The 24,477-nt window shown below is 71.9% G+C and carries 30 protein-coding genes and 1 pseudogene; 16 read left to right on the plus strand and 15 right to left on the minus strand.

Annotated features, from left to right (window positions below; translation table 11 throughout):
* Window positions 1-48: 48 nt before the first annotated feature.
* Entirely contained in the window at window positions 49-927 is an 879-nt protein-coding gene (locus WBK31_RS36525; protein ID WP_406673887.1) for a 1,4-dihydroxy-2-naphthoyl-CoA synthase, read from the minus strand.
* A gap of 10 nt (window positions 928-937) precedes the next feature.
* Window positions 938-1,450, minus strand: a complete 513-nt coding sequence (locus WBK31_RS36530) for a PadR family transcriptional regulator (RefSeq protein WP_378785813.1) — start codon at window positions 1,448-1,450, stop codon at window positions 938-940.
* Between the two features lie 78 nt (window positions 1,451-1,528).
* Here WBK31_RS36530 and WBK31_RS36535 point away from each other — a divergent pair, with 78 nt between their 5' ends.
* Window positions 1,529-2,083: a hypothetical protein gene (locus WBK31_RS36535; protein WP_364064363.1), complete on the plus strand. Its 555-nt coding sequence runs from the start codon at window positions 1,529-1,531 to the stop codon at window positions 2,081-2,083.
* Window positions 2,084-2,089: 6 nt separating this feature from the next.
* Here WBK31_RS36535 and WBK31_RS36540 read toward each other — a convergent pair whose 3' ends face one another.
* Window positions 2,090-2,422, minus strand: coding sequence for a metalloregulator ArsR/SmtB family transcription factor (locus WBK31_RS36540; protein ID WP_364064360.1), 333 nt, complete (start codon window positions 2,420-2,422; stop codon window positions 2,090-2,092).
* Between the two features lie 86 nt (window positions 2,423-2,508).
* On the opposite strand from WBK31_RS36540, the gene WBK31_RS36545 reads away from it, so the two are divergent.
* Entirely contained in the window at window positions 2,509-2,679 is a 171-nt protein-coding gene (locus tag WBK31_RS36545) for a DUF3073 domain-containing protein (protein WP_364064357.1), read from the plus strand.
* 69 nt (window positions 2,680-2,748) lie between these two features.
* Here WBK31_RS36545 and WBK31_RS36550 read toward each other — a convergent pair whose 3' ends face one another.
* From WBK31_RS36550 to WBK31_RS36570, 5 genes are all read right to left on the minus strand, one after another.
* Complete coding sequence (locus tag WBK31_RS36550) at window positions 2,749-4,146, minus strand: LCP family protein (protein WP_364064354.1); 1,398 nt, start codon at window positions 4,144-4,146, stop codon at window positions 2,749-2,751.
* A gap of 93 nt (window positions 4,147-4,239) precedes the next feature.
* A complete protein-coding gene (locus WBK31_RS36555) occupies window positions 4,240-4,506 on the minus strand; it encodes a DUF6510 family protein (protein ID WP_364064352.1) in 267 nt (88 codons plus the stop codon).
* 1 nt (window position 4,507) lies between these two features.
* Window positions 4,508-5,236, minus strand: coding sequence for a ferredoxin reductase (locus WBK31_RS36560; protein WP_364064349.1), 729 nt, complete (start codon window positions 5,234-5,236; stop codon window positions 4,508-4,510).
* Entirely contained in the window at window positions 5,236-5,835 is a 600-nt protein-coding gene (locus tag WBK31_RS36565; protein WP_406673888.1) for a sulfite oxidase-like oxidoreductase, read from the minus strand. Before WBK31_RS36565 ends, WBK31_RS36560 begins: the two co-directional genes overlap by 1 nt.
* A 63-nt stretch (window positions 5,836-5,898) precedes the next feature.
* Window positions 5,899-6,381: an MSMEG_6728 family protein gene (locus WBK31_RS36570; RefSeq protein WP_406673889.1), complete on the minus strand. Its 483-nt coding sequence runs from the start codon at window positions 6,379-6,381 to the stop codon at window positions 5,899-5,901.
* 76 nt (window positions 6,382-6,457) lie between these two features.
* Here WBK31_RS36570 and WBK31_RS36575 point away from each other — a divergent pair.
* Window positions 6,458-6,610, plus strand: a pseudogene (locus tag WBK31_RS36575) (hypothetical protein); the annotation flags it as partial.
* A gap of 89 nt (window positions 6,611-6,699) precedes the next feature.
* A complete protein-coding gene (locus WBK31_RS36580) occupies window positions 6,700-8,757 on the plus strand; it encodes a xanthine dehydrogenase family protein molybdopterin-binding subunit (protein ID WP_406673890.1) in 2,058 nt (685 codons plus the stop codon).
* A gap of 217 nt (window positions 8,758-8,974) precedes the next feature.
* Here WBK31_RS36580 and WBK31_RS36585 read toward each other — a convergent pair whose 3' ends face one another.
* Entirely contained in the window at window positions 8,975-9,136 is a 162-nt protein-coding gene (locus WBK31_RS36585; protein WP_406673891.1) for a hypothetical protein, read from the minus strand.
* A gap of 231 nt (window positions 9,137-9,367) precedes the next feature.
* Between WBK31_RS36585 and WBK31_RS36590 the strand changes: the two genes are divergently transcribed.
* From WBK31_RS36590 to WBK31_RS36630, 9 genes are all read left to right on the plus strand, one after another.
* Window positions 9,368-9,835, plus strand: coding sequence for an ATP-binding protein (locus WBK31_RS36590; RefSeq protein ID WP_364064335.1), 468 nt, complete (start codon window positions 9,368-9,370; stop codon window positions 9,833-9,835).
* A 23-nt stretch (window positions 9,836-9,858) separates the two neighbouring features.
* Complete coding sequence (locus WBK31_RS36595; RefSeq protein WP_364064332.1) at window positions 9,859-10,191, plus strand: hypothetical protein; 333 nt, start codon at window positions 9,859-9,861, stop codon at window positions 10,189-10,191.
* Window positions 10,192-10,247: 56 nt separating this feature from the next.
* Window positions 10,248-11,204, plus strand: a complete 957-nt coding sequence (locus tag WBK31_RS36600) for a helix-turn-helix transcriptional regulator (protein ID WP_406673892.1) — start codon at window positions 10,248-10,250, stop codon at window positions 11,202-11,204.
* A 185-nt stretch (window positions 11,205-11,389) separates the two neighbouring features.
* The gene (locus tag WBK31_RS36605) at window positions 11,390-11,782 is read left to right on the plus strand and encodes an STAS domain-containing protein (protein ID WP_364064326.1); all 393 of its coding nucleotides are present in this window, start codon (window positions 11,390-11,392) and stop codon (window positions 11,780-11,782) included.
* 69 nt (window positions 11,783-11,851) lie between these two features.
* Complete coding sequence (locus WBK31_RS36610; protein WP_364064323.1) at window positions 11,852-12,025, plus strand: hypothetical protein; 174 nt, start codon at window positions 11,852-11,854, stop codon at window positions 12,023-12,025.
* Window positions 12,026-12,273: 248 nt separating this feature from the next.
* On the plus strand, window positions 12,274-12,939 hold the full coding sequence (locus tag WBK31_RS36615) for a glycosyltransferase family 2 protein (protein ID WP_364064320.1): 666 nt from the start codon (window positions 12,274-12,276) through the stop codon (window positions 12,937-12,939).
* Entirely contained in the window at window positions 12,936-13,598 is a 663-nt protein-coding gene (locus tag WBK31_RS36620) for a TIGR04282 family arsenosugar biosynthesis glycosyltransferase (RefSeq protein WP_364064317.1), read from the plus strand. The genes WBK31_RS36615 and WBK31_RS36620 overlap by 4 nt, the downstream gene beginning before the upstream one ends.
* Window positions 13,595-14,584: an NAD-dependent epimerase/dehydratase family protein gene (locus tag WBK31_RS36625; RefSeq protein WP_406673893.1), complete on the plus strand. Its 990-nt coding sequence runs from the start codon at window positions 13,595-13,597 to the stop codon at window positions 14,582-14,584. Before WBK31_RS36620 ends, WBK31_RS36625 begins: the two co-directional genes overlap by 4 nt.
* 5 nt (window positions 14,585-14,589) lie before the next feature.
* Window positions 14,590-15,996: a glycosyltransferase 87 family protein gene (locus tag WBK31_RS36630; RefSeq protein WP_378785807.1), complete on the plus strand. Its 1,407-nt coding sequence runs from the start codon at window positions 14,590-14,592 to the stop codon at window positions 15,994-15,996.
* Between the two features lie 12 nt (window positions 15,997-16,008).
* On the opposite strand, the gene WBK31_RS36635 is transcribed toward WBK31_RS36630, so the two are convergent.
* The 3 genes from WBK31_RS36635 to WBK31_RS36645 form a co-directional block, all read right to left on the minus strand.
* Window positions 16,009-16,620 (minus strand): SAM-dependent methyltransferase, encoded by a 612-nt coding sequence (locus WBK31_RS36635; RefSeq protein WP_364064308.1) that lies wholly within the window; start codon window positions 16,618-16,620, stop codon window positions 16,009-16,011.
* 130 nt (window positions 16,621-16,750) lie between these two features.
* On the minus strand, window positions 16,751-17,194 hold the full coding sequence (locus WBK31_RS36640; RefSeq protein WP_364064305.1) for a hypothetical protein: 444 nt from the start codon (window positions 17,192-17,194) through the stop codon (window positions 16,751-16,753).
* On the minus strand, window positions 17,191-18,516 hold the full coding sequence (locus tag WBK31_RS36645; protein WP_378785804.1) for a molybdopterin-dependent oxidoreductase: 1,326 nt from the start codon (window positions 18,514-18,516) through the stop codon (window positions 17,191-17,193). The genes WBK31_RS36640 and WBK31_RS36645 overlap by 4 nt, the downstream gene beginning before the upstream one ends.
* Before the next feature lie 252 nt (window positions 18,517-18,768).
* Here WBK31_RS36645 and WBK31_RS36650 point away from each other — a divergent pair, with 252 nt between their 5' ends.
* The 3 genes from WBK31_RS36650 to WBK31_RS36660 all read left to right on the plus strand — a co-directional run bounded on the left by WBK31_RS36650 (window position 18,769) and on the right by WBK31_RS36660 (window position 20,454).
* The gene (locus WBK31_RS36650) at window positions 18,769-19,254 is read left to right on the plus strand and encodes a hypothetical protein (RefSeq protein ID WP_406673894.1); all 486 of its coding nucleotides are present in this window, start codon (window positions 18,769-18,771) and stop codon (window positions 19,252-19,254) included.
* A gap of 138 nt (window positions 19,255-19,392) precedes the next feature.
* The gene (locus WBK31_RS36655; RefSeq protein ID WP_364064296.1) at window positions 19,393-19,821 is read left to right on the plus strand and encodes an organic hydroperoxide resistance protein; all 429 of its coding nucleotides are present in this window, start codon (window positions 19,393-19,395) and stop codon (window positions 19,819-19,821) included.
* A gap of 75 nt (window positions 19,822-19,896) precedes the next feature.
* Window positions 19,897-20,454, plus strand: coding sequence for a hypothetical protein (locus tag WBK31_RS36660; RefSeq protein WP_364064293.1), 558 nt, complete (start codon window positions 19,897-19,899; stop codon window positions 20,452-20,454).
* 215 nt (window positions 20,455-20,669) lie between these two features.
* Here WBK31_RS36660 and WBK31_RS36665 read toward each other — a convergent pair whose 3' ends face one another.
* The 3 genes from WBK31_RS36665 to WBK31_RS36675 all read right to left on the minus strand — a co-directional run bounded on the left by WBK31_RS36665 (window position 20,670) and on the right by WBK31_RS36675 (window position 24,462).
* Window positions 20,670-21,887, minus strand: a complete 1,218-nt coding sequence (locus WBK31_RS36665) for a phospholipase D-like domain-containing protein (protein ID WP_364064290.1) — start codon at window positions 21,885-21,887, stop codon at window positions 20,670-20,672.
* 224 nt (window positions 21,888-22,111) lie between these two features.
* Window positions 22,112-23,623, minus strand: coding sequence for an ABC transporter substrate-binding protein (locus WBK31_RS36670; protein WP_406673895.1), 1,512 nt, complete (start codon window positions 23,621-23,623; stop codon window positions 22,112-22,114).
* A gap of 11 nt (window positions 23,624-23,634) precedes the next feature.
* Window positions 23,635-24,462, minus strand: coding sequence for an endonuclease/exonuclease/phosphatase family protein (locus tag WBK31_RS36675; protein ID WP_406673896.1), 828 nt, complete (start codon window positions 24,460-24,462; stop codon window positions 23,635-23,637).
* Window positions 24,463-24,477 lie beyond the last annotated feature (15 nt).

Consider the following 24,477-nt stretch of genomic DNA (forward strand, 5'->3'; position numbering starts at 1 on the left):
CGCGGGACGCCGCCTGGGCCGTGCCCTGGCGGCGCCAAAGCACCAGGGTCAGTAGTGCCAGGGGAAGGGGGACCAGTCGGGCAGGCGCTTCTCCAGGAACGCGTCGCGGCCTTCGGCCGCCTCCTCCGTCATGTACGCCAGCCGCGTCGCCTCACCGGCGAACACCTGCTGCCCCACGAGCCCGTCGTCGACGGCGTTGAAGGCGAACTTGAGCATGCGCTGCGCGGTCGGCGACTTGCCGTTGATCTTGCGGGCCCACTCCAGCGCGGTCGTCTCCAGCTCGGCGTGCGGCACGACGGCGTTGACCATGCCCATGCGGTGGGCGTCGGCCGCGGTGTAGGTCTCGCCGAGGAAGAAGATCTCGCGGGCGAACTTCTGCCCGACCTGCCGCGCCAGGTACGCCGAGCCGAACCCGCCGTCGAAGCTCGCCACGTCGGCGTCGGTCTGCTTGAAGCGGGCGTGTTCGGCGCTGGCGATGGTGAGGTCGGCGACGACGTGCAGGCTGTGCCCGCCGCCGGCGGCCCATCCGGGCACGACGCAGATGACGACCTTCGGCATGAACCTGATGAGCCGCTGCACTTCAAGGATGTGCAGGCGGCCGGTGGAGGGGGTGCCGTCGGCGTACTGGTAGCCGTCCTTGCCTCTGATGCGCTGGTCGCCGCCGGAGCAGAAGGCCCAGCCGCCGTCCTTGGGCGAGGGGCCGTTGCCGGTGAGCAGCACGCAGCCGACGTCGGTGGTCTGCCGGGCGTGGTCGAGCGCGCGGTAGAGCTCGTCGACGGTCTGCGGCCTGAAGGCGTTGCGGACCTCGGGGCGGTTGAACGCGACGCGCACGGTGCCCTGATCGACGGCCCGGTGGTAGGTGATGTCGGTGAAGTCGAATCCCTCGACCGGCTGCCACGCCTTGGGATCGAACAGCTCGGAGACCATGGCCGAGAGCCTAACCGATCTGCTTTTGCGCCCATTCGGCCCACTCCTGCTGGCTGCGGGCGAGGCGGTGGCCGTATTCGAGGACGAGGCGGCCGTACACGGAGAGGTTGTCGGTGCCGTTCTCGACGAGGCCGCGGATGCTCTCGATGTGTTCGAGCTGCTTGCGCGCGAGCTCGGCCTGGCCGCTCAGGTACGCCTTGGCCTCTTCGGGTGAGACGCGCCCGAGGAAGAAGACGCGCAGCAGCATGTCGCTGCGCAGCACCCGCGCCGGCGGGACCTCGGTGAGCCAGTGGCGCAGCTCGGCGAGACCCTTCTCGGTGATCGTGTACTCCTTGCGCCCGCGCGGGCCCTCGGCCGTGACGTCCACCAGGCCCGCTTCCGCCAGCTTGCCGAGCTCGGAGTAGAGCTGGCTCTGCGTGGCCGGCCAGACGTTGGCGAGCGACAGGTCGAACAGCTTCATCAGGTCGTATCCGCTCGCGGAACCCTCGGAGAGCAGCCCCAGCACGGCATGTCGAAGACTCATATTCCTATGTTGACATATCGGACATGGAAGTTCTACTTTCGACATGTCATTCTTGGAACGTCATCGGGAGCATCACCCATGCGCGGACTGCTCGGTTTCCTGCCCTGGATCGTCTACGCGTTCGTCGCGACCGGCGACGAGTGGCGCTGGGGCGCCATCACCGGCCTCGTCATCGCCGTCGTCCTCGTGGTCATCGACCGGCGATCGGGCAAGGCATGGGATGAGATGGTGATCGAAAGCAGCGCGGTGGTCTTCTTCGCCTGCCTCACCGCGCTCTCGCTTGCGGACCCGCACTCCCCCCTCACGCCGTACGGGCCCGCGCTGGTCAATGTCTGGCTGGCCGGCACCGCCTGGGGCTCGCTGGCCATCCGCAAGCCGTTCACTTTGGGCATCGCGCGTACGAGGGCGCCCAGAGAGGTGTGGGACCACCCGCGCTTCTACCGGCTCAACGCGGTGCTCACCGCGGTCTGGGCGGTGGCCTTCACCGCCGCCGCCATCGCCCTGACCCTGGTGCTGCGCGCCTCCCTTCACGCGACGGCGCTGGTCATCGCCATCAAGGTGCTGTCGTTCGTGGTGCCCGCCGCCTTCACCGCGTGGTACCCCGGCCACGTGCGGCGGGCGTACGCCGAGTGATGCCTGCTAGGTGACCTCGGCGCGCAGCTCCGCAAGCAGCTCGCCCTGATCGGCCAGCATGTCGGTGAGGATGCGCCGCGCGGCGTTCAGCAGATCGGCGAGCTCGGGCGTGGCCAGCGTGTAGACCACCGTGCTGCCCTCGCGGATCGCGCTGACGATGCCGGCTCTGCGCAGGACCGCGAGCTGCTGCGACAGGCTTGAGGCCTCGATGTCGATCTGCGCCAGCAGATCCCTGACGGGTAGCGGCCCGTTCTGGAGTAGCTCCAACACTCGGATGCGAGCGGGGTGGCCGAGCGTCCGGAAGAAGTCGGCCTTGGCCTGGTAGACCTCCACGTGCATATTGCCAGACTAATCCAGCGCAGTTGCATAATTCTTCAAGTCGCTATGTTGTTGGATAGCATGACAGCGGGGACTAGGGAGGCGCCATGGGCCGAGGAAGAGCCAAGGCGAAGCAGACGAAGGTCGCTCGCCAGCTGAAGTACGCGCACCACAACATCGACTACGACCGGCTTCGCGAGGAGCTGGGCGCCGACACGCGACGCGAGGAGATCTACCCGCCTACGACGTCGGAGCAGGAGCCCGAGCGCGGGCGCTGACCGGGCCGGCCTCGCGGGGCGCCGGGGCCCCCACGCTCCGGCGGGCCCCATGAGGGCCCCGTCCACCGGTCAGGTGGCGCAGGTGTCGTGCGTGGCGTCGAAGCCCTTGAGCGCTTCCGCGTCGTTCGCCCGCAGGGGCTTGAGCCCCTGCCAGTCGTCACCGATGACCAGCACCAGCCTGCTGGTACGCGCCGCCGCCAGCTCGCGCGGCCGGCTCTTCAGCAGGTCTTTCGTGAGCGTCGGCACTCGTGTCGCGCCGTTGGGCCCGTAGAGCACGGTGGTCGCCTGCTGCGGCTTGCGGGCGGTGTCGCCGATCTTGGCGATGTGATACCCGCGCTGTTCGAGTGCGGCGGCCACCTCGGTGGCCAGGCCCGTGCGCCAGGTGCCGTTGCGCAGCTCCACCTGGACCTTCGAGCGGGCCACCTTCTCCTGGCCGCCCTTGACGCCTTCGACGCTCTCGTCCTTGGCGACGATCTGGAACAACTTCCGCGCCTGGGGCTGCACCCACTCCACCCGGCCAGGGTGGGTCAATGAGTAGTGCCACGGCGTGGTGATGAAGCGGATCTTGCCGACGTCGATGCCTTGGAGGCTGGTGGCGAGATCCTTCATGACGCCGATGGTCAGGCCGCGGTCGGTGGTGACCGCCTTGGTGCCGGCGTCGAGGACGGAGAGCAGCCTGGCGGGGTTGCTGAGCGTGTCGCCGCTCAGCACCTTCTTCACCATCGACGCGATGAACATCTGCTGCCGCTGGATGCGCCCGATGTCGGAGCCGTCGCCGAGGCTGTAGCGGGCGCGCACGTAGCCGAGCGCCTTCTCGCCGTTGAGGGTCTGGCGGCCCGCGGGCAGGCGCAGCAGCGCCTTCTTGTCGTCGATCGGCTCGGGCAGGCACACCTCCACGCCGCCGACGGCGTCGACGATGCCCTTGAAGCCGGTGAAGTCGACCTTCACGAAGTGGTCGATGTGGATGTGGGTGAGCGACTCGATCGTCTTCCACGTGCAGCCGATGCCGCCGGAGTTGAACGACTCGTTGATCATGCCGATGTGCGCCCGCTGACCGGGGAAGGAGCCGGTGGCCCGGCAGTCGGGGAGCTGCACGAGCGAGTCGCGCGGGAAGCTGATCACCATCGCGTTGTCGCGCCGCGACGACACGTGGACCAGCATGATCGTGTCGGTGCGCTCGCCCGCGACGCGGCCGTACTTCGCGTTCTTGCCGTCGCGCTGGTCGGAGCCGACGACCAGGAGGTTCATCGCGGTCGTGGCGACCTTCGGCGGGCGGGTGGCGCCGAGGTCGTCGGCGGTGATGTCGGTGTGCTTGACGTTGCCGGTCAGCCGGGCGAACACGCCCACGGCGACGCCGACGACGAGGAGCACGACGACCACGGAGATGATGATCACCCAGCGCAGCCAGTGGCGGCGCGGCGGGAGGCGGTGGCCGGACGGCGGCGCGTCGGCAAGAGCCCTGCTCACGTGACTTCCCCCTACGACCGGGGCCGAGGGTGGCGCCCGTGGCCAAGAGCCTCGCCGTACAGATCTCGGCCGGTGAACAGAGCCAGAGTGTACTCAGTCGGGCACGCTCATGCGCAGGGAAACGGTGCCTCGCAGGTCGAGCCAGGCCGTGCCGGGGCCGCGTACCAGCCTGAGCATCACTTCGTCGCAGCCGGGGCAGCGGCCGACCAGCCCCGGGTCGGGGCCGTAGACGCGCAGCGAGGCGATCGGCCCTTCCAGGCCGCAGCTCGCGCAGCGGCCGGTGGCGGAGACCGCGTCCACCGCGAAGATCTCGCCGAGCGGGCCGGCCAGCGCGTTGCCGTCGAGGTGTTCCGCCGTCATGTCAGCCTCCGGTGGGACCGAATCGTTCGGTTCTGATGCGCTCGGGGGCGTGGCCGAGCGCGAGCAGCAGGTCGGCCGCCGTCTCCACGAACCCGGTCGGCCCGCACACGAAGCAGTCGGGCTCGAACGCGGCCGGCCAGCCGCCCTCGGCCAGGTCGTCCAGCATGATGCGGCGTGGCGGCCGGGACGAGCCGTCGGGGGCCGAGCGGGTGTAGAGGTAGGTGACGTCGAGCCCGGGGTCGGGGGTGCGCAGCTCGTCGGCGTAGTAGCGGCGGCCGGGCTCGCGCAGCGAGTACACCAGGCGGAACGGCACGCGGCTGCCCGCCTGCCGGCGCGCCCTGATCATCGCCATCAGCGGCACCACGCCCGCCCCGCCGCCGACCAGCAGCACCGGCGGCTTGCTGTCGGTACGCCAGACGAACCAGCCGCCCACCGGGCCGCGCACCTCGATCTGGTCCCCGACCTCCATGACCTCGGCCAGGTACGGCGACACCTCGCCGTCGGGCACGCTCTCCACCGTCAGCTCGATGACGTCGCCGTCGGCCGGTGCGGCCAGCGAGTAGCTGCGCTGGGCGGTGTAGCCGTCCTCGGCCGTCAGGCGCACGTCCACGTGCTGGCCCGCCAGGTGCCCTGGCCAGCCGGGCACCCGCAGGCGCAGCGTGCGCGCTGTGGGGGTCTCCTGCCTGGCGGCGACCAGTTCGGCCGGCCGCCAGGTGAGCCTGCGGCGCATCAGTCGCCCTCGTAGCGCTGCTCGCGCCAGGGGTTGCCGTAGTTGTGGTAGCCCGCGGTCTCCCAGAAGCCCGGCCAGTCCTCGCTGAGCAGGCGGATGCCGCGTACCCACTTGGCGGACTTCCAGAAGTACAGGTGCGGCACGAGCAGCCGGGCGGGCCCGCCGTGCTGGGGCGCCAGCTCCTCGCCGCCGTAGCGGTGCACGATCCACGCCTTGCCGTCGAGCAGGTCGTCGACCGGCAGGTTCGTGGTGTAGCCGCCGTAGGAGTAGACGAGGGCGTATTCGGCGGCCGACTCGACGTCCTCGAAGAGCACGTCCAGCGACACGCCCTGCCACTCGGTGTCCAGTTTCGACCACCGGGTGACGCAGTGGATGTCCGCGGTGGGCGTCTCCTGGGGGAGCGCCATGAACTCCGCCCAGGTCCAGCGGTGGGTCCGCCCGTCCTCGGTGTCGATGGCGAACTCCCACCGGTCGAGCGGGACCCGCGGTGTCGGGCCCGCCGACAGCACCGGGAAGTCCTCGACAAGGTACTGGCCCGGCGGCAGCCGATCGCTGTCGTTCCTGCGTCTGCCGGTGAAACCGCGCGAAATGATGGCCACGTCGCCTCCCTCGCCATTTCACCACGAACTACCCCGATAGCCACTGCCGACTCGCCCGTTCGTTCATGGCGGCGGGTCGGGCAGGCGGTCGGAGCGCGGCCAGACGTACGGGAGGTCGTCCGGCTCGTGGTCGCCGAAGACCGGGCGGTAGAAGCCGGGGTCCTTGCGCAGCAGCGCCGAGCGGTGGCTGAGGTGCAGCGCCTCGTCGCCGAGCCAGGGCGGCAGCTCGCCGGCCGCCGCGAGCTCGCTCTGATCGCGTACGCCCGGCCTGCCCAGATGCGCGGCCAGCTCCGTGGTCATCGTGCCCGCGCACGTGTCGGGGCGGTCCAGGGAGCACCAGCGCACGCACACCTCAAGGCCGTAGCGGACGAGGGCCTCCTCGTAACCGGCCCACATCTTGACGACGGGGTGGTGCCGCCAGCCGTACCCGGGGACGGTGAGGGCGCGCAGCACCTGGAGCGCCTCGACGCGCTGCTTGCCGAGACGGAGCGGGTCGAGGATCGCCGCCGATGCCGCGAAATCCGGATAAGGCAGGAATGTTTGCATCGGTCCGTCCCCCGCTGACGTGCTCCTTCTCGCGGATCGTATAGACCGGCCGCTGCCCGGCGCTCACAATCAGGCCATGGGAGACGCCTATGTCGGCGCTCGGACGCCGCGACGGGAAGACGCCAGGCTACTGACAGGAAAGGGACGATACGTCGGCACGGTGCGCCTGCCCGGCGCGCTCCACGCGTACGTGCTGCGCAGCCCCATCGCCCACGGCCGGTTCCTCGGCTGCGACGCCAAGGCGGTCAGGGCCGTCGAGGGGGTGATCGACGTCATCACCCAGAAGAGGCCGCCGGCCTGCGCCTGCCCTGCGTCAGCGTGTCGCCGGGGCAGCGGCTCACCTCCTATCCGGTGCTCGACGACACGATCAGGTACGCGGGCCAGCCGCTCGCCGTCGTCGTCGCCCGCACGCCCGAGGCCGCGAGGGACGCGGCCGACCTGCTGGATCCGCACCTCGACGAGCTGCCCGCCGTCGTCGGCGTCGAACGCGCCATCGCCGAGGACGCGCCCGCGATCTATCCGGAGCTCGGCGGGAACGTGGCCGCCGACTTCACCGTGGGCGACGCGGACTGCGCGGCCGTCATCGACGGGGCCGAGCACGTGGTCGAGATGACGTTCAGGATGGGCAGGGTCTCGCCGTACCCGATGGAGCCGCGCGGCGTGGTGGCCTCCTACGACGGCGATGAGCTGACCGTCCACTGCTCGTCGCAGGCGCCCCACCACGTACGCGAGCACCTGGCCGACGCGTTCGGCATGGCACACGACCGGATCAGGGTGATCAGCCGCGACATCGGCGGCGGGTTCGGCGGCAAGGAGCACGTCTACCCCGACGAGGCGCTGATCTGCCTGGCCGCGATGCGCACCGGCCGCCCGGTGGCCTGGACGGAGCAGCCAGGCGACCGGGTGGTGGCCACGCTGCCCGCCCGGCAGGCCGTGCACCGGGCGCGGCTCGCGCTCGACGGCGACGGGCGCTTCCTCGCCATGGACGTGGACGTGCTCGGCGACCTCGGCGCCCACCCGTCGAACGTGGGCTGCTCGACGTTCGCGGTGACCGCCACGCTGCTGCCGGGCCCGTACCGGTTCGACCGGTTCGCCGTGCGGGTGCGCGGTGTCGTCACGACGACCACGCCCACCGGCTCCTACCGCGGCTTCGGCCAGCCCGAGGCCACCCTGACCAGGGAGCGGCTCATCGACGAGGCGGCGCGCAGGCTCGGCATCGACCGGATCGAGCTGCGGCTGCGCAACATGTACCGGCCGGAGGAGCTGCCCTGCACGACCCGGGTGTTCCAGGCGTACGACTCCGGCGACTACCCGCGCGCCCTGCGCACGCTCAAGGACATGGTCCGCCCGGTCGCCAAGGACGACGGGCGCAGGCGCGGCATCGGCTACTCCTGCCACGTCGAGTCCACCGGCATGGGGCCGTCGATGGACATGAAGGCGATCGGCATGCTGGCCGGCGGCTACGAGAGCGCCGTGCTGCGCATGGAGCAGGACGCCTCCGTGGTCGTCTCATCCGGTGTCGTCTCCATCGGCCAGGGCATCGAGACGACGCTCGCCCAGCTCGCCGCCGACCGTATGGGCGTGCCCATCGAGTCCGTACGCGTGGTGCTCGGCGACACGGCATCGACCCCGTACTCGTCGATCGGGTCGGTCGCCAGCCGCTCGCTGCCGGTCGGCGGCGGCGCGCTCACGCAGGCGGCCGACCGGCTGCGCGGCAAGCTGCTCGCCATCGCCGCGCACCGCCTGGAGGCGGCGGCCGAGGACCTGGAGATCGCCGACGGCTCGGTGCGGGTGAAGGGCGACCCGCGGGCATCGGTGCCGCTGAAGGAGCTGGCCACCTCGGCGTGGCGCGGCTGGGACCTGCCCGACGGCATGCAGCCCGGCCTGGAGGAGCGGGTCAGCTACGACCCGCCCGGCTACACGTTCGCGTACGGGGCGCACGCGGCGGCCGTGGCCGTCGATCCGGAGACCGGGGCCGTCGAGGTCGAGGGCTACTGGGTGGTCAACGACTCCGGCGTGCTGGTCAACCCCACCGTCGTCGAAGGGCAGCTGCGCGGCGCCGTGGCCCAGGGCATCGGGCAGGCGCTCACCGAGGAGATCGTCTACACCGACGAGGGCCAGCCGATCACCGAGTACCTGCTGCCGACCACGCGCGAGGTGCCCGACATCGAGATCACGATGCTGGAGACGCCCTCGCCGGTGACGCCGGGCGGCATGAAGGGCGCCGGAGAGGCGGGGACGATCGGGCCGCCCGCGGCCATCGCCAACGCGGTCGCCGACGCGCTCCCCGAGATCGCCGGGTCGGTCACGCAGGTGCCGCTCACCCCGCAGACCGTCTGGTCCCTGCTTCAGGACGCTCGCGGTACGTCCGAGTAGTGGGCGCGCGCCCGGGGGATGCGCTGCCGGCCCGGGCGCGGCCTGGAATGTTAGCCGGGGCCGGGCACGGATGTCAGATCGGGGCCTGGCTTTGAGACGTCAGGCCAGGTCAGGCGTCGGTTGACAGACCGCGGCCGGGGTCGTGTGTCCGGTCCGGCCGAGCATGGATGTCAGGCCGGGGCCGGGGTCGTGTGTCCGGTCGGGCCGGGCTCAGGTGTCAGGCCGGGGCCGGGCCGCCGGTGAGGTCCTCCAGGGCCTTGCCCGACTCCGACAGCGCCTGCTCCAGCGCCTGCCGGCAGGCGGGCTTGTGCTCGGCCTCGGGCCGCTTGCGGCGCTTGGCGGCGTCGTTCTTGGGTGCGTTGCGGTCTGCACTGCTCATGCGGGTGTCCGTACCCGGCCGCGTACGGCCGTGCGCGGCGGCGGGCGAAACCCTGCCGAATTCTCCCCGAATCTTTGACCCGTTCGGGCCTTTCGTGCGTACAGGTTTCGACGGCCGTGTACGTCGACCCCTAGGCAGGTCCTCTTGTTGAGCGAAACGCGCCGCCCTTCAGCACCGGAAGGACCGGAAGGACCGGAAGCGCACAGACCGGAAAGACCGGAAAGAGACGCCATGACCAGGCTGCGATCGACTCGCCGGAGCCGTAAGCAGTACGCCTGGCCGCTGCCCGAGGACGCACGGACGGCAGGCCACGCCCGGGCTCTCATGCGAGAACGACTGACGGAACTCGCCCTCCCACCCGACCTGGTTGACGACGCCGTGCTCATGGTGAGCGAGCTGGTCACCAACGCCCTCATGTACGGAGACGACCCGTACGAGCTGCTGCTGCACGTGGACGCCAAGGAGATCATGTGCGCCGTCGTGGACGGCAGCCCGCTGCTGCCCGCCCAGGCCCCGCACGACCTCGCCGCCGAGCACGGTCGCGGCCTGCGCATCGTGGCCCGCCTCTCCGACGGCTTCTACGGCTGCCACCCCCAGCGTTACGCCACCCGGCCCGACCTGGTCGGCAAGGCCACCTGGTTCGCGATCCCGCGCGAGGGCACGGCGGGCAACGTCGTGCCGCTCAGAGCGGGCCTTTGACCCGCCTGCGTGATAATCGGGGGGTGTCGCGGCCTTCGAGGCGTTCGTTACTGCGGTTCGGCGGCGTGGCCGTGGCCGGGACGATCGGGGCGCTCGCGCCCGCGCGGGCGGCGTACACGCCGGACACCGCGTTCGTGCTGCTGCGCCGCCGCCGGCGGGAGGTGACGGCGGGGCCGCCCCACGACCCGGAGGCCCGCCCCTACCGCGCGCTGGGCCGGGCCGCCGCCCGCCACCTCGCCACCATGGACCCCCGCTCGTCCTCGCTCTGGGGTCCCCGGCGTGTGGCCGCGCTGTGGGGGGTGACGGCAGGGGCGGCAGCGGATGAGGGCGCGGGTGTGTGGCAGGAACTCGCATGATCCGTGACCAGGGCGCGCCTTACCATCGCGGGAGGGGCTGACGAGCGGAGCGTCCGATGGAGCCGTTGACCTTCGAAAGCCGTGATCTCGGCCAGACCGAGGAGTTCCTCAGCAGGGCGTACGCCAAGATGCGCATCGGATCCGACGTGGCCAGCCCGCGCACCCGCGTCTCGCGCCGCGTCATGGGGGCGGTGATCGCCGACCGCCTGGAGTTCGACTACGACATGAGCTACGCGGTGAACCCGCTCGGCAGGGTCTGCCTGCTCCTCGTCGAGTCGGGCAGCATCGTCAACCGGGTCGCGGGCGAAGACGAGGACGTCTTCGTGCCGGGCGACGCGGTGCTGCTCAGCCCCCCTGACCGGCCCTACAGCGGGCGGCTCCGCCGCGCCGGCTACAGCATCGTCATGTTCGACACCGGGCTGCTCCAGCAGGTGGCGGCCACGCTGCCCGGCCGCCGGGCCGAGCAGATCCGCCTGCTCGGGCACCGTCCCGTCTCGGCCTCGGCCGCGCGGCACCTGCGCCGCACGATCGCGTACGTACGCGACGACGTCCTGTCGGACCCCGACCTGGCCGCGGAGCCGCTCGTCGCCGCCGGTGCCGGGCAGTTACTCGCCGCCACCGTGCTCGCCGCCCTGCCCAGCAACGCCGCCCTGCCCGGCGACGAGGCCGCCGCCGATCGCCGCGACGCCCACACCCAGACGCTGCGCCGCGCCGTCGCGTTCATCGAGGAGCACGCCGACGCGCCGCTCGGCATCGCGGAGATCGCCGCCGCCGCCCGCGTCAGCCCGCGCGCCCTCCAGTACGCCTTCCGCCGCCACCTGAACACCACCCCGCTCGGCTACCTGCGCCGCGTGCGCCTCGCCAGGGCCCACGACGAGCTGCGCGCCGGCGACCCCGCCACCCTCACCGTCGCCGCGGTCGCCGCCCGCTGGGGCTTCTTCCACCCCGGCCGCTTCGCCTCCTCGTACCGGGCCGCGTACGGCTGCGCGCCCAGCGAGACCCTGAACGCCTGAGCTTTCGCTCCGTGACCCGCCCCGCTTCGCTCCACGTGCTGACCGGCCCCTGACTAGGGACGAAAGTGGACCGAAGACGCACCGCGCCGAGCACGCACGCCGACCACCACGGAGCTTGAGCTGGAACGCAACCCGCCCCGACACCATCGACCCCGGCCCGCCGCCTCGCCCCATGCCGCACCGCCATGTCGTCGCCCCTGAGCTACACCCGCCGCGACCTGCCCGGCGGCCTTCTCATCGCCGTGCGGGGCGAACTCGACTCCACCAACGAGCGCGGCCTTGAGTCGTACGTCCACGAGCACCTCCGCCCCGGCGACGACCTGATCCTGGACGTGGGCGGCGTGACCTTCATCGACAGCCATGGGCTCTACCTGCTGCTCCGGCTCGACGCCGCCGTCCGCGACCAGGGCGGCGCGCTCCGCTTGGCCGCCGTCCAGGCCGCGCCCGCGCGGGTGCTGCGCATCAGCGGCGTCGGCCAGGCGCTCGACATCCGCCCCGACGTTCAGGCGGCCGTCCAGGGCATGCGCGGCGAGCACGCGAACGGCCCCGCCGCCCGTGCCGACCGCCGCTCGACATGACATCTGTCATCCGGCTTCCATGATTGCGGCCTCTACCGTGCTGATCGGCCGCGCGGCCACGATGGTGACATGACGAAGGGCGACAAGACCTCCCCCAACTGGACGCTCGGACTGGCCACCGGCCTGACCATCGGCGTCGCCTTCGGCGCCACCGTTGACAACCCCTGGCTGGCGATCGCGATGTCGCTGTTCTTCTCGGTCGCGTTCGCACACGCCCTGGCCAGACCCGAGAGCGATTCCTGAGGACGTACGACGGGCCCCGGGGCCGAGGCGCTGAGACCACGCGCACAGGCGGCCGGCGGCGCAGGCGGTCCGCGGGCGCCGGTCTCCCACGGTGGTCCGTGGGCGTCGGAACAGGCGGCCAGCGGGCGTCGGCCTCCTGCGGTGGCCGTTCCCGGGGGCCAGGAATGCCCTCATAGCAGGTAATTTCTCGGGAAGGCCGCCCTGTCCCGGCACCGGGTGCGGGCGGCGGGCGGCCTAGCGTCGGCGGCATGAAGATCGACGTGGTGCTGCCGTGCCTGAACGAGGCGGCGGCCCTCTCGTGGGTGCTCGGGCGCATGCCGGACGGCTTCCACCCGATCGTGGTGGACAACGGCTCGACCGACGGGTCCGCGCGGATCGCCGCCGAGCTGGGTGCGACGGTGGTGACCGAGCCCAGGCGCGGGTTCGGGGCCGCCTGCCACGCCGGGCTTGAGGCGGCGGCCTCCGACGTCGTGTGCTTCATGGACGCCGACGCCTCGCTCGACCCCGCCCAGCTACCCCGGGTGTCCGATCCGGTCACGGCGGGGGAGCGCGACCTGATGCTGGGCCGCCGCATCCTGGCGCCCGGCGCCTCCTGGCCACTGCACGCCCGGCTCGGCAACGCCGTGCTCGCCGGGGTGCTGCGCCGCCGTACCGGGGTTCCGCTGCGCGACCTGGGGCCGATGCGGGCGGCGCGGCGCGTACCGCTGCTCGGACTGGGACTGATCGACCGGCGCTTCGGCTACCCGCTGGAGATGGTGCTGCGCGCCGGGGCGGCGGGCTGGCGCATCGGCGAGATCGACGTCGACTACCTGCCGCGCCGGGGCAAATCCAAGGTGACCGGCACGGTACGCGGCACGCTGCGCGCGGTCGGCGACATGCGCCGCGTCATGACCCGCCAAGGCCGGGCCGCGTGACCGCCCCGCCGCTCCCCGCCGCACCCGGCGGACAGGTGATCGTGATCGCCAAGGAGCCCGTTCCAGGCAGGGTGAAGACCCGGCTTGTGCCGCCGCTCACCCCCGAGGAGGCCGCCGCGCTGGCAGGCGCCGCGCTGGAGGACACGTTGCGGACCGTCGCCGAGGTGCCCGCCGCGGGGCGGGTGCTGGCGCTCGACGGCGCGCCGGGGCCGTGGCTGCCCGCCGGGTTCACCGTGCTGCCGCAGCGCGGGGACGGGCTGGACGAGCGGCTGGCGGCGGCGTTCGAGGACGCGCACCGGCTGCGGCCCGGCCCCATGGTGCTCATCGGCATGGACACCCCGCAGGTCGCTCCAGGCATGCTGGCCGACGCGCTGGCCCGGCTCGGCCGGTACGACGCGGTGTTCGGCCCCGCGACCGACGGCGGCTTCTGGCTGCTCGGGCTGCGCATCCCCGCCACCGCGCTGCTGCTCGGCGTACCGATGTCGGACCCCAGCACGGGCGAGATCCAGCTGCGCAGGCTGAAGGAGGCCGGGATGAGCGTCGCGCTGATGCCGTGCCTGACCGATGTGGACACCATGGCGGACGCGATCGAGGTGGCGAGGCTGGCCCCGGGCTCCCGCTACGCCGCCGCCCTCGCGGGAACGGGAGCACGACGATGACGGCGATCCTGGTGACCGGCTCGGCCGGGTTCATCGGCGGTCACGTGGTGGCGGCGCTGGAGGCGCGCGGCCACGAAGTGATCGGCTTCGACCTGCGTACGGGCGACGACGTGCGCGACGCCGCCAGGCTCGATCAGGTGCTGCCCGGCGTCGGCGCGGTCGTCCACCAGGCGGCCAAGGTGGGGCTCGGCGTGGACGTCGCCGACCTGCCCGACTACGCCTCGATCAACGTGTACGGCACGGCGGTCCTGCTCGCCGCGATGGCCAGGCACGGCGTGGAGCGGCTGGTGCTGGCCTCGTCGATGGTGGTCTACGGGGAGGGCGCCTACGACTGCGCCAGGCACGGCCGGGTACGCCCGGGCCCGCGCTCGGCCGACGATCTGGCGCGGGGGCTCTTCGAGCCGCGCTGCCCGGAGTGCGGCGATCAGGTGGTGCTCGCCGAGATCGGCGAGGACGCCCCGCTGGACCCGCGCAACGCGTACGCGACGACCAAGCTCGCCCAGGAGCACCTGGCCGCCAACTGGGCCCGCAAGACCGGCGGCACGGCGGTGGCCTTGCGGTACCACAACGTGTACGGGCCGGGGATGCCGCGCGACACGCCGTACTCGGGGGTGGCGGCGATCTTCCGGTCGGCGCTGGAGGCGGGTCGCGCGCCGCGCGTCTTCGAGGACGGCGGGCAGACGCGCGACTTCGTGCACGTACGGGACGTCGCCGACGCCAACGCCCTCGCGCTGGCCGCAGGGACGCCCGGCACGCTGGCCGCATACAACGTCGCGAGCGGCACCCCGCACACCGTCGGCGACCTGGCCGAGGCGCTCGCGGCCGAACGCGGCGGGCCCGCCCCGGTCGTCACCGGCGAGTACCGGCTGGGCGACGTCCGCCACATCGTGGCCAGCCCGCGCCGTGCGGCGGCCGAGCTGGGCTTCCAGGCGCGCATCGGCTTCGCGGAAGGCATCAAGGAGTTCGCCACCGCCTCCTTGGCCTGACCAGCATGCTCACCCCCACCCCGCCGCGCGACGGAAACCGTCCGAAGCCGCCCGTCCACCGGCCGGGCCGGGTGTCCGGGTGTGCTGCCGTCGCGTGGGTGCTGCTGGCCGGCCTGGTCGGCGCGCTGGTGCTGACGGTCACGGCGGGGTCGCTCACCGGGGACTTCTCGGCGCTGATCCGCTGGTACGCGGTGTCGTGGGTGCTGTTCGGCGCCGCCGTGTGGGCGCTACGGCGGGTGCCGTACAGGCAGGCGGTGTTCCTGCTGCTCGCGGGAGCCGTCGCGGTGCCGGCGACCGGGCTGCTCGCGCCCCCGACGACCAGCACCGACTCCTATCGATACGTCTGGGACGGCCGGGTGCAGGCGGCGGGGGTCTCCCCGTACGAGCACGCCCCCGGCGATCCCGCGCTGGCGGGGCTGCGCGACCCCTGGCTGTTCCCGACCGGCGCGGCCTGCCATCACCCGTACCGGTACCCCGTCCACGACCCCGAGGGGTGCACGCGTATCAACCGCCCGGCCGTGCACACGATCTACCCGCCGCTGGCGGAGGCGTACTTCCTGGTCGTGCACCTGCTCTCGCCCGAAGAGAGCCGATACAAGCCGCTCCAGGTGGGTGGCGCGCTGCTGGCGCTGGCGACGTCGCTGGTGCTGCTGCGGGCGCTACGCCGCAGCAGGCGTGGCCCGGTCCTGGCGGCCTGCTGGGCGTGGTGCCCGGCGGTGCCGCTGGAAGCGGTCAGCAACGCCCACGCCGACGTCCTGGCCGTGCTGCTCGCCGTCCTCGGCCTGACGGTCGTCGCCCGGCGCGGGGCGGGCGGCGGGGCGCTGCTCGGCGCGGCGATCGCGGTCAAGTTCCTGCCCGCGCTCGCGGTGCCGGGCGCGCTGTCCGGCCTGCTCTCTCGCCGAGCGCCTATGCGGGATGCGGCGGCGGTGCTCGGGGCCGCCGCGCTGGTCGTCGGGATCGCCTATCTGCCGTACGCGCTCGCGACCGGCGCTGGCTCCGTGCTCGGCTACCTGTTCGGCTACCTCGACGAGGAGGGGTACGCCGCGTCCGGCGGCGGACGGTACGCGCTGCTGCGCCTGGCCGTGCCGGACGCGGCGGCCGGGCCGGTGGCGCTCGCGGCCGTCGCGGTCACGGCGCTGTTCGTGCTCCGCCGCGGCGACCCCGAACGGCCGTGGCGCGGGGCGCTGACGGTGACCGGGGCGGCGTTCCTTGCGTTCACGCCGGGCTACCCCTGGTACGCCCTGCTGCTGGTGGCGCTGGTCGCGCTCGACGGGCGGTGGGAGTGGCTGGGCGTCCCGGTCGCGAGCACGGCCGCGTACCTCGGGGTCGATGACGGTACGGCGGCGTACGCGGTGGCGGCGGGTGTGGCGTTGGCGGGGGCCGCCGTGCGTGCGGCCGGCAGCCGGTCATGAAGCAGCAGGTGGTCAGGACAGGGCCGCGAACCAGCGGCGTGCCACGCTCCACTGCTCCACGTGCGGAAACCCGCACCGCGTAGCAAGAGGCTCGATGTCGTCGGCGGAGACGGTGGCCCAGCTGAACCATTCACCGGTACGGCCGTCGTGGCGCAGCCGTACCCGGTCGATGGAGCTCTTGGTGCCGGGCGGGCACAGCTCGGTCAGTACGGTCCCGCCGGGCTTGACGAGCTGCCGCAGGCGGCGCAGCAGTGCGACGGGGTCGCCGCCGATGCCGATGTTGCCGTCGGTCAGCAGGGCTTCGGCCCAGCGTCCTGCACCCGGGATCGGGTCGAAGACGCAGCGTTGCAGGGCCAGGCCGCCGGCTCGCAGGGTGAGCTCGACGGCGAGCGGGGTGACGTCGATACCGAGCGCGAAGATGCCGCGCCGGGTGAGCGCCACGGTCAGCCGGCCGGGCCCCGAGCCGACGTCGAGGGTGGGGCCGCCGCAGCGGGCCAGGATGCACTCGTCGCCTTCGATGGGCCGCAGCCACCGCTGGGCGGCGAGCGGCGTGACGCGGCCGTCGGCGTATTCGACCTCCACGTATCCGCCGCGCAGGCCCTGCTCGTAAAGGGCGCCGATCATGCCGGCACGCCCTTTCCACGGCCCGGCCAGGCTGGTAGGGGTGCGCCGCTCGGTGATCCGGCAGTTCCGCGGTTCTCGCCCGTGGTCACGGTCTCGCGGTCTCGCCCGGCGGCCGGTAGCAGCCGACCGCTCAACGATCCGGCCGTCCCGCGGCCCGCCGCCGCACCACGTAGAGCAGCCCGGAGGCGGCGAAGAGCACCAGGGTGACGAGCAGCCACCGCATCAGGTAGGGGGCGGTGCTCAGCCCGGCGGCCGAGCGGTAGTTCGCCTCTGCCCCGCCCAGGATGAGCGGGAACCACACCAGCAGAAGCAGCAGCGACAGCGCGGCGGGCACCCGTACGTGGTTGATCCAGCGGCGGCCGCGCAGCACGCCGTCGGCGGCCGTGTAGAGCGGCCACATCACGAGGTCGTGCAGGACGATGGCGCCGACGAACCAGACGGCGAAGCCCAGCAGGATGCCCGCATCCACCACCCGCGTCAAGGCATAGCCCGCCACGGCGAAGCAGGCCGCGAGCCCCAGGAGGTGCCAGGGGCGCGCGCCGTACGCGCGCCGCCACAGGCCCGGCCCGCTCACCGCTGCTCCCGGAAGAAGTCGAGCCTGTGCACCCACTTGGTGGTGTGCACGCCGGGCAGGTTCGGCGCCATGATCCGGGCGGGGAAGCCGTGGTCGAGCGACAGGTCGGCGCCGTTGACCCGCAGCGCGAGCAGCGAGCGCGGGTCGGCCACCTGCCGGGCGTTGAGCGATGCCGCGCCGAAGTAGCCCACCCGCTGCACAGACGTGGCCGTGACCCCGACCGTGCCCGGCGCGTAGCCGGCCAGCGCGGCGAGGTCGGCCAGCCGTACGCCCGTCCACTCCTGTTCGGTGGACCAGCCCTCCACGCAGGCGATGGGCAGCGCGTACGTGTGCGGCGGCATCGCCAGCAGCTCGGCCCTGGTCAGCACCACCGTCCTGGGCCCGGCGACGGTCAGCCGCCACGCGTCACCGGTGTCGGCCGCGGTCACGCCGAGGCTGGCCGCCGTCTTGTTGATCTGGAAGTCGTTCGGGCCAGGACCGTAGTCGCGGCCGCGCGGGGCGAGCAGCGCGGTACGGCGCAGCGGCCCGTCCAGCGTCTGCCCCACCGACAGCCCGAACATCAGCGCCGAGCCGCCGCCGACGAAGGCGAGCAGGCCGCGCCGCGACATCGTGGGCGCGGCCGGGTGTGTGGCCACCAGACCGTCGGGGTCGGGCGGCTCAGGCCGCGTGCCGTCCAGTCCGGTACGCAGCTCGCGCAGGAAGTCCCTGGACCGCAGCGCCCGCACGGCCTTGGGCAGCTTCAGCGCGACGTGCACGGCGAGCGCCGCCAGGAAGATCCAGGCGCCGTAGAAGTGCGCCGGATAGAACGAGAACGGGAAAACGTAGAAGAGCTGGATGTTCAGGATCCCGGTGACGAACTGGAAGACCGCCCCGCCCACCAGCAGCACCAGGCTGAGCCGCTCCACGGCCTGCGCGACCGACCGCGCAGGCGGCCAGTCGAACAGCTTCGGGATCACCGACCAGAGCTTGGCCAGCAGCACCGGCACCAGCGTCAGCCCCAGAATGACGTGGGCGCCCTGGGTGACCCGGTAGAGCCAGGCGGGGTCCGCCGGCCACTCGAAGAGGTAGAAGCCCAGCAGCCCCTTGCCCGGCGTGGTGTCGTTGCCCGGCAGGCGGGGCTCGTACGCGGCGTACGACAGCAACCCGGTGATCGCGACGACGGCCAGGCCGACCAGCAGCACCATGCCGAAGACCGCTGTGAGCCACGGGCCGCGCAGCGGGCTGCGCCAGAAGCCGGGGCGGAACGGCCCGGGAGGGCCCGCCCGCCACCACCGCTCGAGCGTCTTTCTCCCGAAGGCGGGTCCAGGCGGCTTGTCAGGCACTGGTACCCCCCGGAAAAGCGTCGTCGCCTCGTGCTGGTGTCCTTACCGCGAGTAGCGTCTGTGATGCCCGGCCTCGGTAAACATTGCGGCAGGCTGTCCCTTTCACACCTTCCTGGTGACACGCTTGTTGACATAGTGCAACGTTCTGATTGCACACCGTAGACGGCTCGCGGAGTGCCGGACCCCGCCGGGTGGCCGTCTGAAAGCCTGCAACTGCCGGGCAACCCCGAGACGAACCGGCCGGAGGGCGACATGAACGAGGCCACCGCGCATCTGCTGTTCGCGGCCGTGGAGCGGCTGGAAGCGGACATCGCGGCCCTGGAGTGCCCGGCCATGGTCGCCATCGAGGGCAGGGGCAGGCTGCTGCTGAGCGCCTACGACTACCTGCGCGACGTCCGTGCGGCGCAGGCGTTCGAGGTCATGGCGGCCGAGCGGGCGCTCGCGCTCGGTGCGGACCGCTGGGTGCTGACCGTGCCGCAGGTGTGGCTGTTCCAGCCGCCCGGCACGATCGCCGTCCGCCCGCTCGGCGGCGGCCCGCTGCGCGAGGGCGAGCATGAGGCCATCACGTGGATGAGCTTCGACCGCGCCGACGGCATCGACTACGGCAGGGTCGCGTACGTACGCCGCCCCAAGGGCGAGCCCGTCTTCGACGACCCGGAGATGTTCGACGTCGGGGTCACTCCCACCGGCACGATGCCCGGGTTCACGCTGCTCCAGCGCTATTTGGCGGCCGGATGAACCTGTCTTCGCGCGCTATCCGGCGGCCTGCCGGCCCCTGCTCCCAGCCCTAGGTAGAACGTTCGGTCTTGACGGTGCAGCACCCTTAGGTGCATGATGCAAAAGATAGAACGTTCGGTCTACCTCTGAAGGAACGTCATGAGCGAGACTCTGTACACCGGCATCGCCACCTCCACCGGCGACGGCAGGGCGGGAGGGCAGGCGAGGACCAGCGACGGCCTGCTCGACGTTTCCCTGGCCATCCCGAAGGAGATGGGCGGCCCCGGCGGCGCCACCAACCCCGAGCAGCTCTTCGCGGCCGGCTGGGCCTCCTGCTTCCACTCGGCGCTCAAGGCCGTGGCCGCCCAGCGCAAGACGCCCGTCACCGACTCGGCCGTCATCGCCGAGGTGCAGGTGCACCCCACCCCGGAGGGCGGATTCACGCTCAGCGCCGCCCTGCACGCCGAGCTGTCCGGCGTCTCACAGGAGGCGGCCGACGAGCTCGTCGAGGCCGCCCACGCCATCTGCCCTTACTCCAACGCCACGCGCGGCAACATCCCGGTCACGGTGGACGCGACCGTCGCATGAAGCCGGCGGCTGGGCCGTCCATGGACCCTCGGCCCGGCCGCCTCCCGCGCTGAAACACCATCTGAAAGGAACACCGTGACCACCGTCGACACCCCCACCACCCGCGGGATCGCGCAGGCGCTGCGCAGGCTCTACTTCGTGCGGTTCGCGTTCCAGCTCATCTGGGCCGGCCTGATCTTCGCCACCGCCGCGCAGCTCGGGCCGCTCGGCATCGCGCTCGTCGTCATCTACCCGCTGTTCGACGTCGCGGCGGCCATCGTGGACGCCCGCTCGTCCAAGGCCGGGGGCACTCCTTACGGCCTGTACGCCAACATCGCCATCAGCACCCTGGCCGCCATCGGCCTGGCCGTCGCGAGCGGCAACGGCGTCCCCGGCATCCTCGTCGTGTGGGGCGCCTGGGCCATCGTCGCCGGGCTCGTCCAGCTCGTCGTGGCCGTCGTACGGCGCAAGATGGGCGGCCAGTGGGCCATGATCCTCAGCGGCGGCATCTCCGTCCTGGCCGGCGGCTCGTTCATCATGGGCGCCTCCGCCCCGAACCCGATGCTGACCAACATCGCCGGCTACGCCGTGCTCGGCGGCATCTTCTTCCTCATCTCCGCCCTGCGGCTCGGCCGCGCCGCCAAGGGGGCGTGACGTGGACGCGTACGACGTCATCGTCATCGGCGCGGGACCCGTCGTACCCCACGGTCAGCGAGGTGTGGCTGCGGCTGCTCGAAGCCTATGGCCGCTGAACGTCCTCGCCCCGGCTCGGTGGAGGAGCCGGGGCAAGGACGCGGGGTGAGGATGCGGCTTGCTGCGGAACGAGCCGGGGCCAGGGCCGGGCGCCAGGACCAGCGCCAGGGCGCGGGTCAGGAGGCGGGCTGCGGCGCGACCCCGACCTCCCAGAGCCGGGCGAAGTTCGCCGCGTACGCCGCGACCACGCCCCGCTCGGAGAGCTCGACCATCGCCTCGTCGTTACGTCGCAGCGAGGTGGCGTTGAAGTTGTGGCTGCCGGTCATCACCCACCCCGTGCCCGAACCGGGCCCGGTCGAGTCGGTGACCACCATGTACTTCGAGTGGATCCGCCCGGCGGGCGTCGAGCCGTCCAGCGCCCGCCGCTCGATGCCGGCGGCGTCCAGCGCGGCCTTCACCGAGTCGTCGGCGAGGCCGTGCACCACGCGCACCTGGCAGCCCGCGGCCTTCAGCTTCGCCAGCTCGTCGACGATGGCGAGGCGGGTGCCGTCCCACTCGGACTGGCCGATCTCGACCCGGGTGCGTCCCTTGCTCTTGCAGCCGACCTCGGCGAGCCGCTGCGCGATCGGGTCGCGGTCGGCCACCGGGTAGAACTGCGCGGTGATCTTGCCCGCGGGCCCGCCGGCGACGACCGTGGTGTCGTAGTCGGGGTTCTGCACCTCGGCGGCGAGGTCGTCGAAGTACTTCGCGTAGCCCTGGAACAGCTCGCGGTTGCCGGGCAGCACGACCAGGTTGTTCCAGTAGCTGGTGGAGTTGACGTCGGTGATGTTGTTGGACGCCTGGACGACGACGTCGCGCTTGCCGCCGGTCTCCGAGAACAGCGTGAACTTGTTGTGCATGCCCTTGGTGCCCTGGCAGGAGGAGGTGTTCCCCTCCGGGCTCAGGTGGCTGCACACGTGCACCCACGACGTGGCCGACTTGTCGGTGCCGAGCGTGCCGATGAGCTGCTGGGCTGCGGGGTTGTCGATCTGGTAGCCGTCGATGACCATGCGCACCTCGACGCCGCGGCGGTAGGCGTCGAGCAGCACGGCCACGTAGTCGGCCCCGGCGTCGCCCGAGATGACGAACTCGGCGATCTCGATCGACGACCCGGAGGGAGCCTGCTTGATCAGCGAGCAGAGGCGCTCGACGACCGCGGTGGGGGTGCCCGCGACGGGGTCGTTGAAGGCGGCGCCGGTCTCGACCGGCACGGTCTCGGCGTTGCGGCAGGCGCTGCGGGCCGGCTCGGGCAGCGCGGCCTGCGCCGCCGGGCTGAGCAGCAACTGCCCGGACAGGGTCACCGCGGCGGCGAGCCCGGCGACCAGGGCGGGGTGCGGGGAACGGTTACGAGGCATGGAGTCTCTCCAATGCTGGGGGGTGGCTGGACGGGCGCAGGCGGGGTCGGCCCACGGACACCTGGGAGGATTCCGCCGGAACTCAGCCGACGGACGTCTGGGAGAAGTCCGGCGGTAGTCAATCGACGGACGTCTGGGAGAAGTCGGGCGGGAGTCGGCCGACGGGCGTCTGGGAGAAGTCGGGCGGGAGTCGGCCGACGGGCGTCTGGGAGAGATCCGGTGGGTCAGCCCACGGACACCTTCGAGAAGTCCGGACGTCCGCTGGCCGGCATCTCCAGTCCCTTGACGTCGTCGCGGACCGCGTAGTTGTTCTTGAGGTCCACCGGGTAGAGGCCGACCGCGTCATCCCAAATGATCTTGGCGGCCTGGGCGTACAGGTCCTTACGCTCGTTCTGGTCCAGCGACTCGCGGGCCTTGACGAGGATCTTGTCGAGGTCCTTGTTGCAGTAGCCCATCCGCTTGGCGTCGCAGTTGTAGAGGCGGTTGATCGTGAAGTCGGCGTCGCCGGTGCCGGTGGCGTTGGTCTGCAGGTTCATGTCCCAGTTGAGGGAGTTGAGGTCCTTCAGCCAGGTCGCCCGCTCCTTCTCCTGCGGCTGCACCTTGATGCCGACCTTCTCCCACGCCGAGATGAACGCCTGCGCCATGGGCCGGATGTTCGGCCCGCCCTCCAGCGGCCACTGGATCGTGGTGGTGATGCCCTGCGGGTAGCCGGCCTCGGCCAGCAGCTTCTTCGCCCGCTCAGGGTCGTACGCGTACGGCTCAAGCTGGGTCGCCCCGAAGACCGCCTGCGTGACCGGCGCCTGGCCGACCGTGCCGAGGTCGCCGAACAGGTCGCCGACGATGCTCTTGACGTCGATGGCGTGCAGCATGGCCTGGCGCACCTTGACGTCGTCGAACGGCTTGTTGTTCTGGTTGAACCACAGGAAGTAGTAGTTGTAGCTGGGGCCGGTGCCGTAGACGATGCCCGGCACGTCCTTCACCTCGGCCACCTGGTCCGGCGGGATCGAGGCCAGCACGTCCACCTCGTCGTTGTTGAGCGCGGTGATGCGGGCGGAGACCTCGGGCATGTTGAGGATCTCCAGCTTGTCCACCTTGGCCTTGTCGCCCCAGTACTGGTCGTTGCGGGTCAGCACCACCTTGTCGTCGGGGCTGAACGACTCGAACATGAACGGCCCGGTGCCGATCGGCTTCTGCCAGTACGCGTCGTCGTTGACCTTGTCGCCCTTGCCGATGAAGACCAGCGACAGCGTGCTCGGCAGCGTGCCGAGCGGCGACGAGGTGCGGAACGTCACTGTGTGGTCGTCGGTGGCCTCGATCTCCTCGATGCCGGTGAGCAGCGGGGCGAGCGACCCCTTGAGGCCGATCAGCCGCTCCACCGACCCCTTGACGTCCTTGGCGGTGAACGGCGTCCCGTCGGTGAACGTCACGCCCTCGCGCAGGTGGAACACCCAGGTCTTGTCGTCGGGGCTCTCCCACGACGTGGCCAGCTTCGGCTGCGGCTGACCGTCCACCATGACGGTGAGCGTCTCAAGGCTCTGCTGGACGGTGGTCTGCACCGCCTCCTCGGCCGGGTACTGCTGTACGTCCAGCGAGACGGGGAAGAGCTGCGGCGCGTAGCGCAGCACCTTCTCCCCGCCGCCGGAGTCACCGGATCCGCCGGAGCCGCCGCAGGCCGTGAGGCCCAGCACCAGAGCGGCTGCGACGAGACAGCCCATGGCCCGGGATCGTGAGATCATGCCTCTCTCCTTCATTCGTTCTTGCTGGTGCCGCGGCTGCTCACGCCGTCGCGGGGGGGTGTCAAAGTGAAGGTCGCCGCCACGGGCTTGTGATCGGACGGCGCGTTCCCCGCCGAGAAGAACTCGACGACCTCGCTGGCCCGGGTGACGACGGGGCCGCGGGAGAAGATCCAGTCGATGGCCTTCGACGGCGACATGAGCGGGGAGAGACGCGTTCCGCGTTCGGCGGTGAACGGCAGCGGCGACACGGGGTGGGTGACCGGCGAGGTGCGCCCGAGCGCGGTGAACGAGTCGAGGAAGCCGCCGTTGCCGAGCGCCCACAGCGGCTGCCCGATGTCGTTGATGTCCACCGTGAACAGGCAGGCCGCGTCACCGGCGATCTCGTTCAGCGCCTCCACCACCCGCTCGGCCTGCCCGGCGCGCAGGTTGCGGCGGTCGGCCCGCTCCTGCGGGTGGCCCGGCCAGGTCAGGTGCGCGGTGGAGAACACCAGCGGCTGCGCGCCGCCGGTCCTCGGCCGCAGCCGCACCCAGAACAGCCCGGCGTGCTCGGCGAGGATGCCGACGTCGCGGAAGCCGTACTCGACGAGCTCGAACAGCTCCTCACGCCACCACAGGTTGCTCTGCGTGCCCCACCCGGGAAAGTCGTCGTGCACGCGCGCGTGCCCCGGCAGCATCTCGTCCACCACGGCGCGCGAGCGGGGGCGCAGCTCCTGCGTGGCCAGCAGGTCGGGCGGCCGGGTGGCGAACAGGTCGCGGATCGCCGGTTCTCGCTGCTCCAGGTGCGCGTCGCCCCACAGGTTGTAGGTCATCGCAACGAAGGTGAACGATCCGGTCAGCATGCTGAGAGGTCCTTC

Source organism: Nonomuraea sp. N2-4H (genome assembly GCF_045291505.1).
Classification (GTDB): Bacteria; Actinomycetota; Actinomycetes; order Streptosporangiales; family Streptosporangiaceae; genus Nonomuraea; species Nonomuraea fastidiosa.

Coding starts and splice junctions, on each gene's coding strand:
- WBK31_RS36525 (WP_406673887.1), bottom strand. CDS start 927: ATGGTCTCCGAGCTGTTCGATCCCAAGGCGTGGCAGCCGGTCGAGGGA.
- WBK31_RS36530 (WP_378785813.1), bottom strand. CDS start 1,450: ATGAGTCTTCGACATGCCGTGCTGGGGCTGCTCTCCGAGGGTTCCGCG.
- WBK31_RS36535 (WP_364064363.1), top strand. CDS start 1,529: ATGCGCGGACTGCTCGGTTTCCTGCCCTGGATCGTCTACGCGTTCGTC.
- WBK31_RS36540 (WP_364064360.1), bottom strand. CDS start 2,422: ATGCACGTGGAGGTCTACCAGGCCAAGGCCGACTTCTTCCGGACGCTC.
- WBK31_RS36545 (WP_364064357.1), top strand. CDS start 2,509: ATGGGCCGAGGAAGAGCCAAGGCGAAGCAGACGAAGGTCGCTCGCCAG.
- WBK31_RS36555 (WP_364064352.1), bottom strand. CDS start 4,506: ATGACGGCGGAACACCTCGACGGCAACGCGCTGGCCGGCCCGCTCGGC.
- WBK31_RS36560 (WP_364064349.1), bottom strand. CDS start 5,236: ATGCGCCGCAGGCTCACCTGGCGGCCGGCCGAACTGGTCGCCGCCAGG.
- WBK31_RS36570 (WP_406673889.1), bottom strand. CDS start 6,381: ATGCAAACATTCCTGCCTTATCCGGATTTCGCGGCATCGGCGGCGATC.
- WBK31_RS36585 (WP_406673891.1), bottom strand. CDS start 9,136: ATGAGCAGTGCAGACCGCAACGCACCCAAGAACGACGCCGCCAAGCGC.
- WBK31_RS36590 (WP_364064335.1), top strand. CDS start 9,368: ATGACCAGGCTGCGATCGACTCGCCGGAGCCGTAAGCAGTACGCCTGG.
- WBK31_RS36600 (WP_406673892.1), top strand. CDS start 10,248: ATGGAGCCGTTGACCTTCGAAAGCCGTGATCTCGGCCAGACCGAGGAG.
- WBK31_RS36605 (WP_364064326.1), top strand. CDS start 11,390: ATGTCGTCGCCCCTGAGCTACACCCGCCGCGACCTGCCCGGCGGCCTT.
- WBK31_RS36610 (WP_364064323.1), top strand. CDS start 11,852: ATGACGAAGGGCGACAAGACCTCCCCCAACTGGACGCTCGGACTGGCC.
- WBK31_RS36615 (WP_364064320.1), top strand. CDS start 12,274: ATGAAGATCGACGTGGTGCTGCCGTGCCTGAACGAGGCGGCGGCCCTC.
- WBK31_RS36625 (WP_406673893.1), top strand. CDS start 13,595: ATGACGGCGATCCTGGTGACCGGCTCGGCCGGGTTCATCGGCGGTCAC.
- WBK31_RS36630 (WP_378785807.1), top strand. CDS start 14,590: ATGCTCACCCCCACCCCGCCGCGCGACGGAAACCGTCCGAAGCCGCCC.
- WBK31_RS36635 (WP_364064308.1), bottom strand. CDS start 16,620: ATGATCGGCGCCCTTTACGAGCAGGGCCTGCGCGGCGGATACGTGGAG.
- WBK31_RS36650 (WP_406673894.1), top strand. CDS start 18,769: ATGAACGAGGCCACCGCGCATCTGCTGTTCGCGGCCGTGGAGCGGCTG.
- WBK31_RS36655 (WP_364064296.1), top strand. CDS start 19,393: ATGAGCGAGACTCTGTACACCGGCATCGCCACCTCCACCGGCGACGGC.
- WBK31_RS36665 (WP_364064290.1), bottom strand. CDS start 21,887: ATGCCTCGTAACCGTTCCCCGCACCCCGCCCTGGTCGCCGGGCTCGCC.
- WBK31_RS36670 (WP_406673895.1), bottom strand. CDS start 23,623: ATGATCTCACGATCCCGGGCCATGGGCTGTCTCGTCGCAGCCGCTCTG.
- WBK31_RS36675 (WP_406673896.1), bottom strand. CDS start 24,462: ATGCTGACCGGATCGTTCACCTTCGTTGCGATGACCTACAACCTGTGG.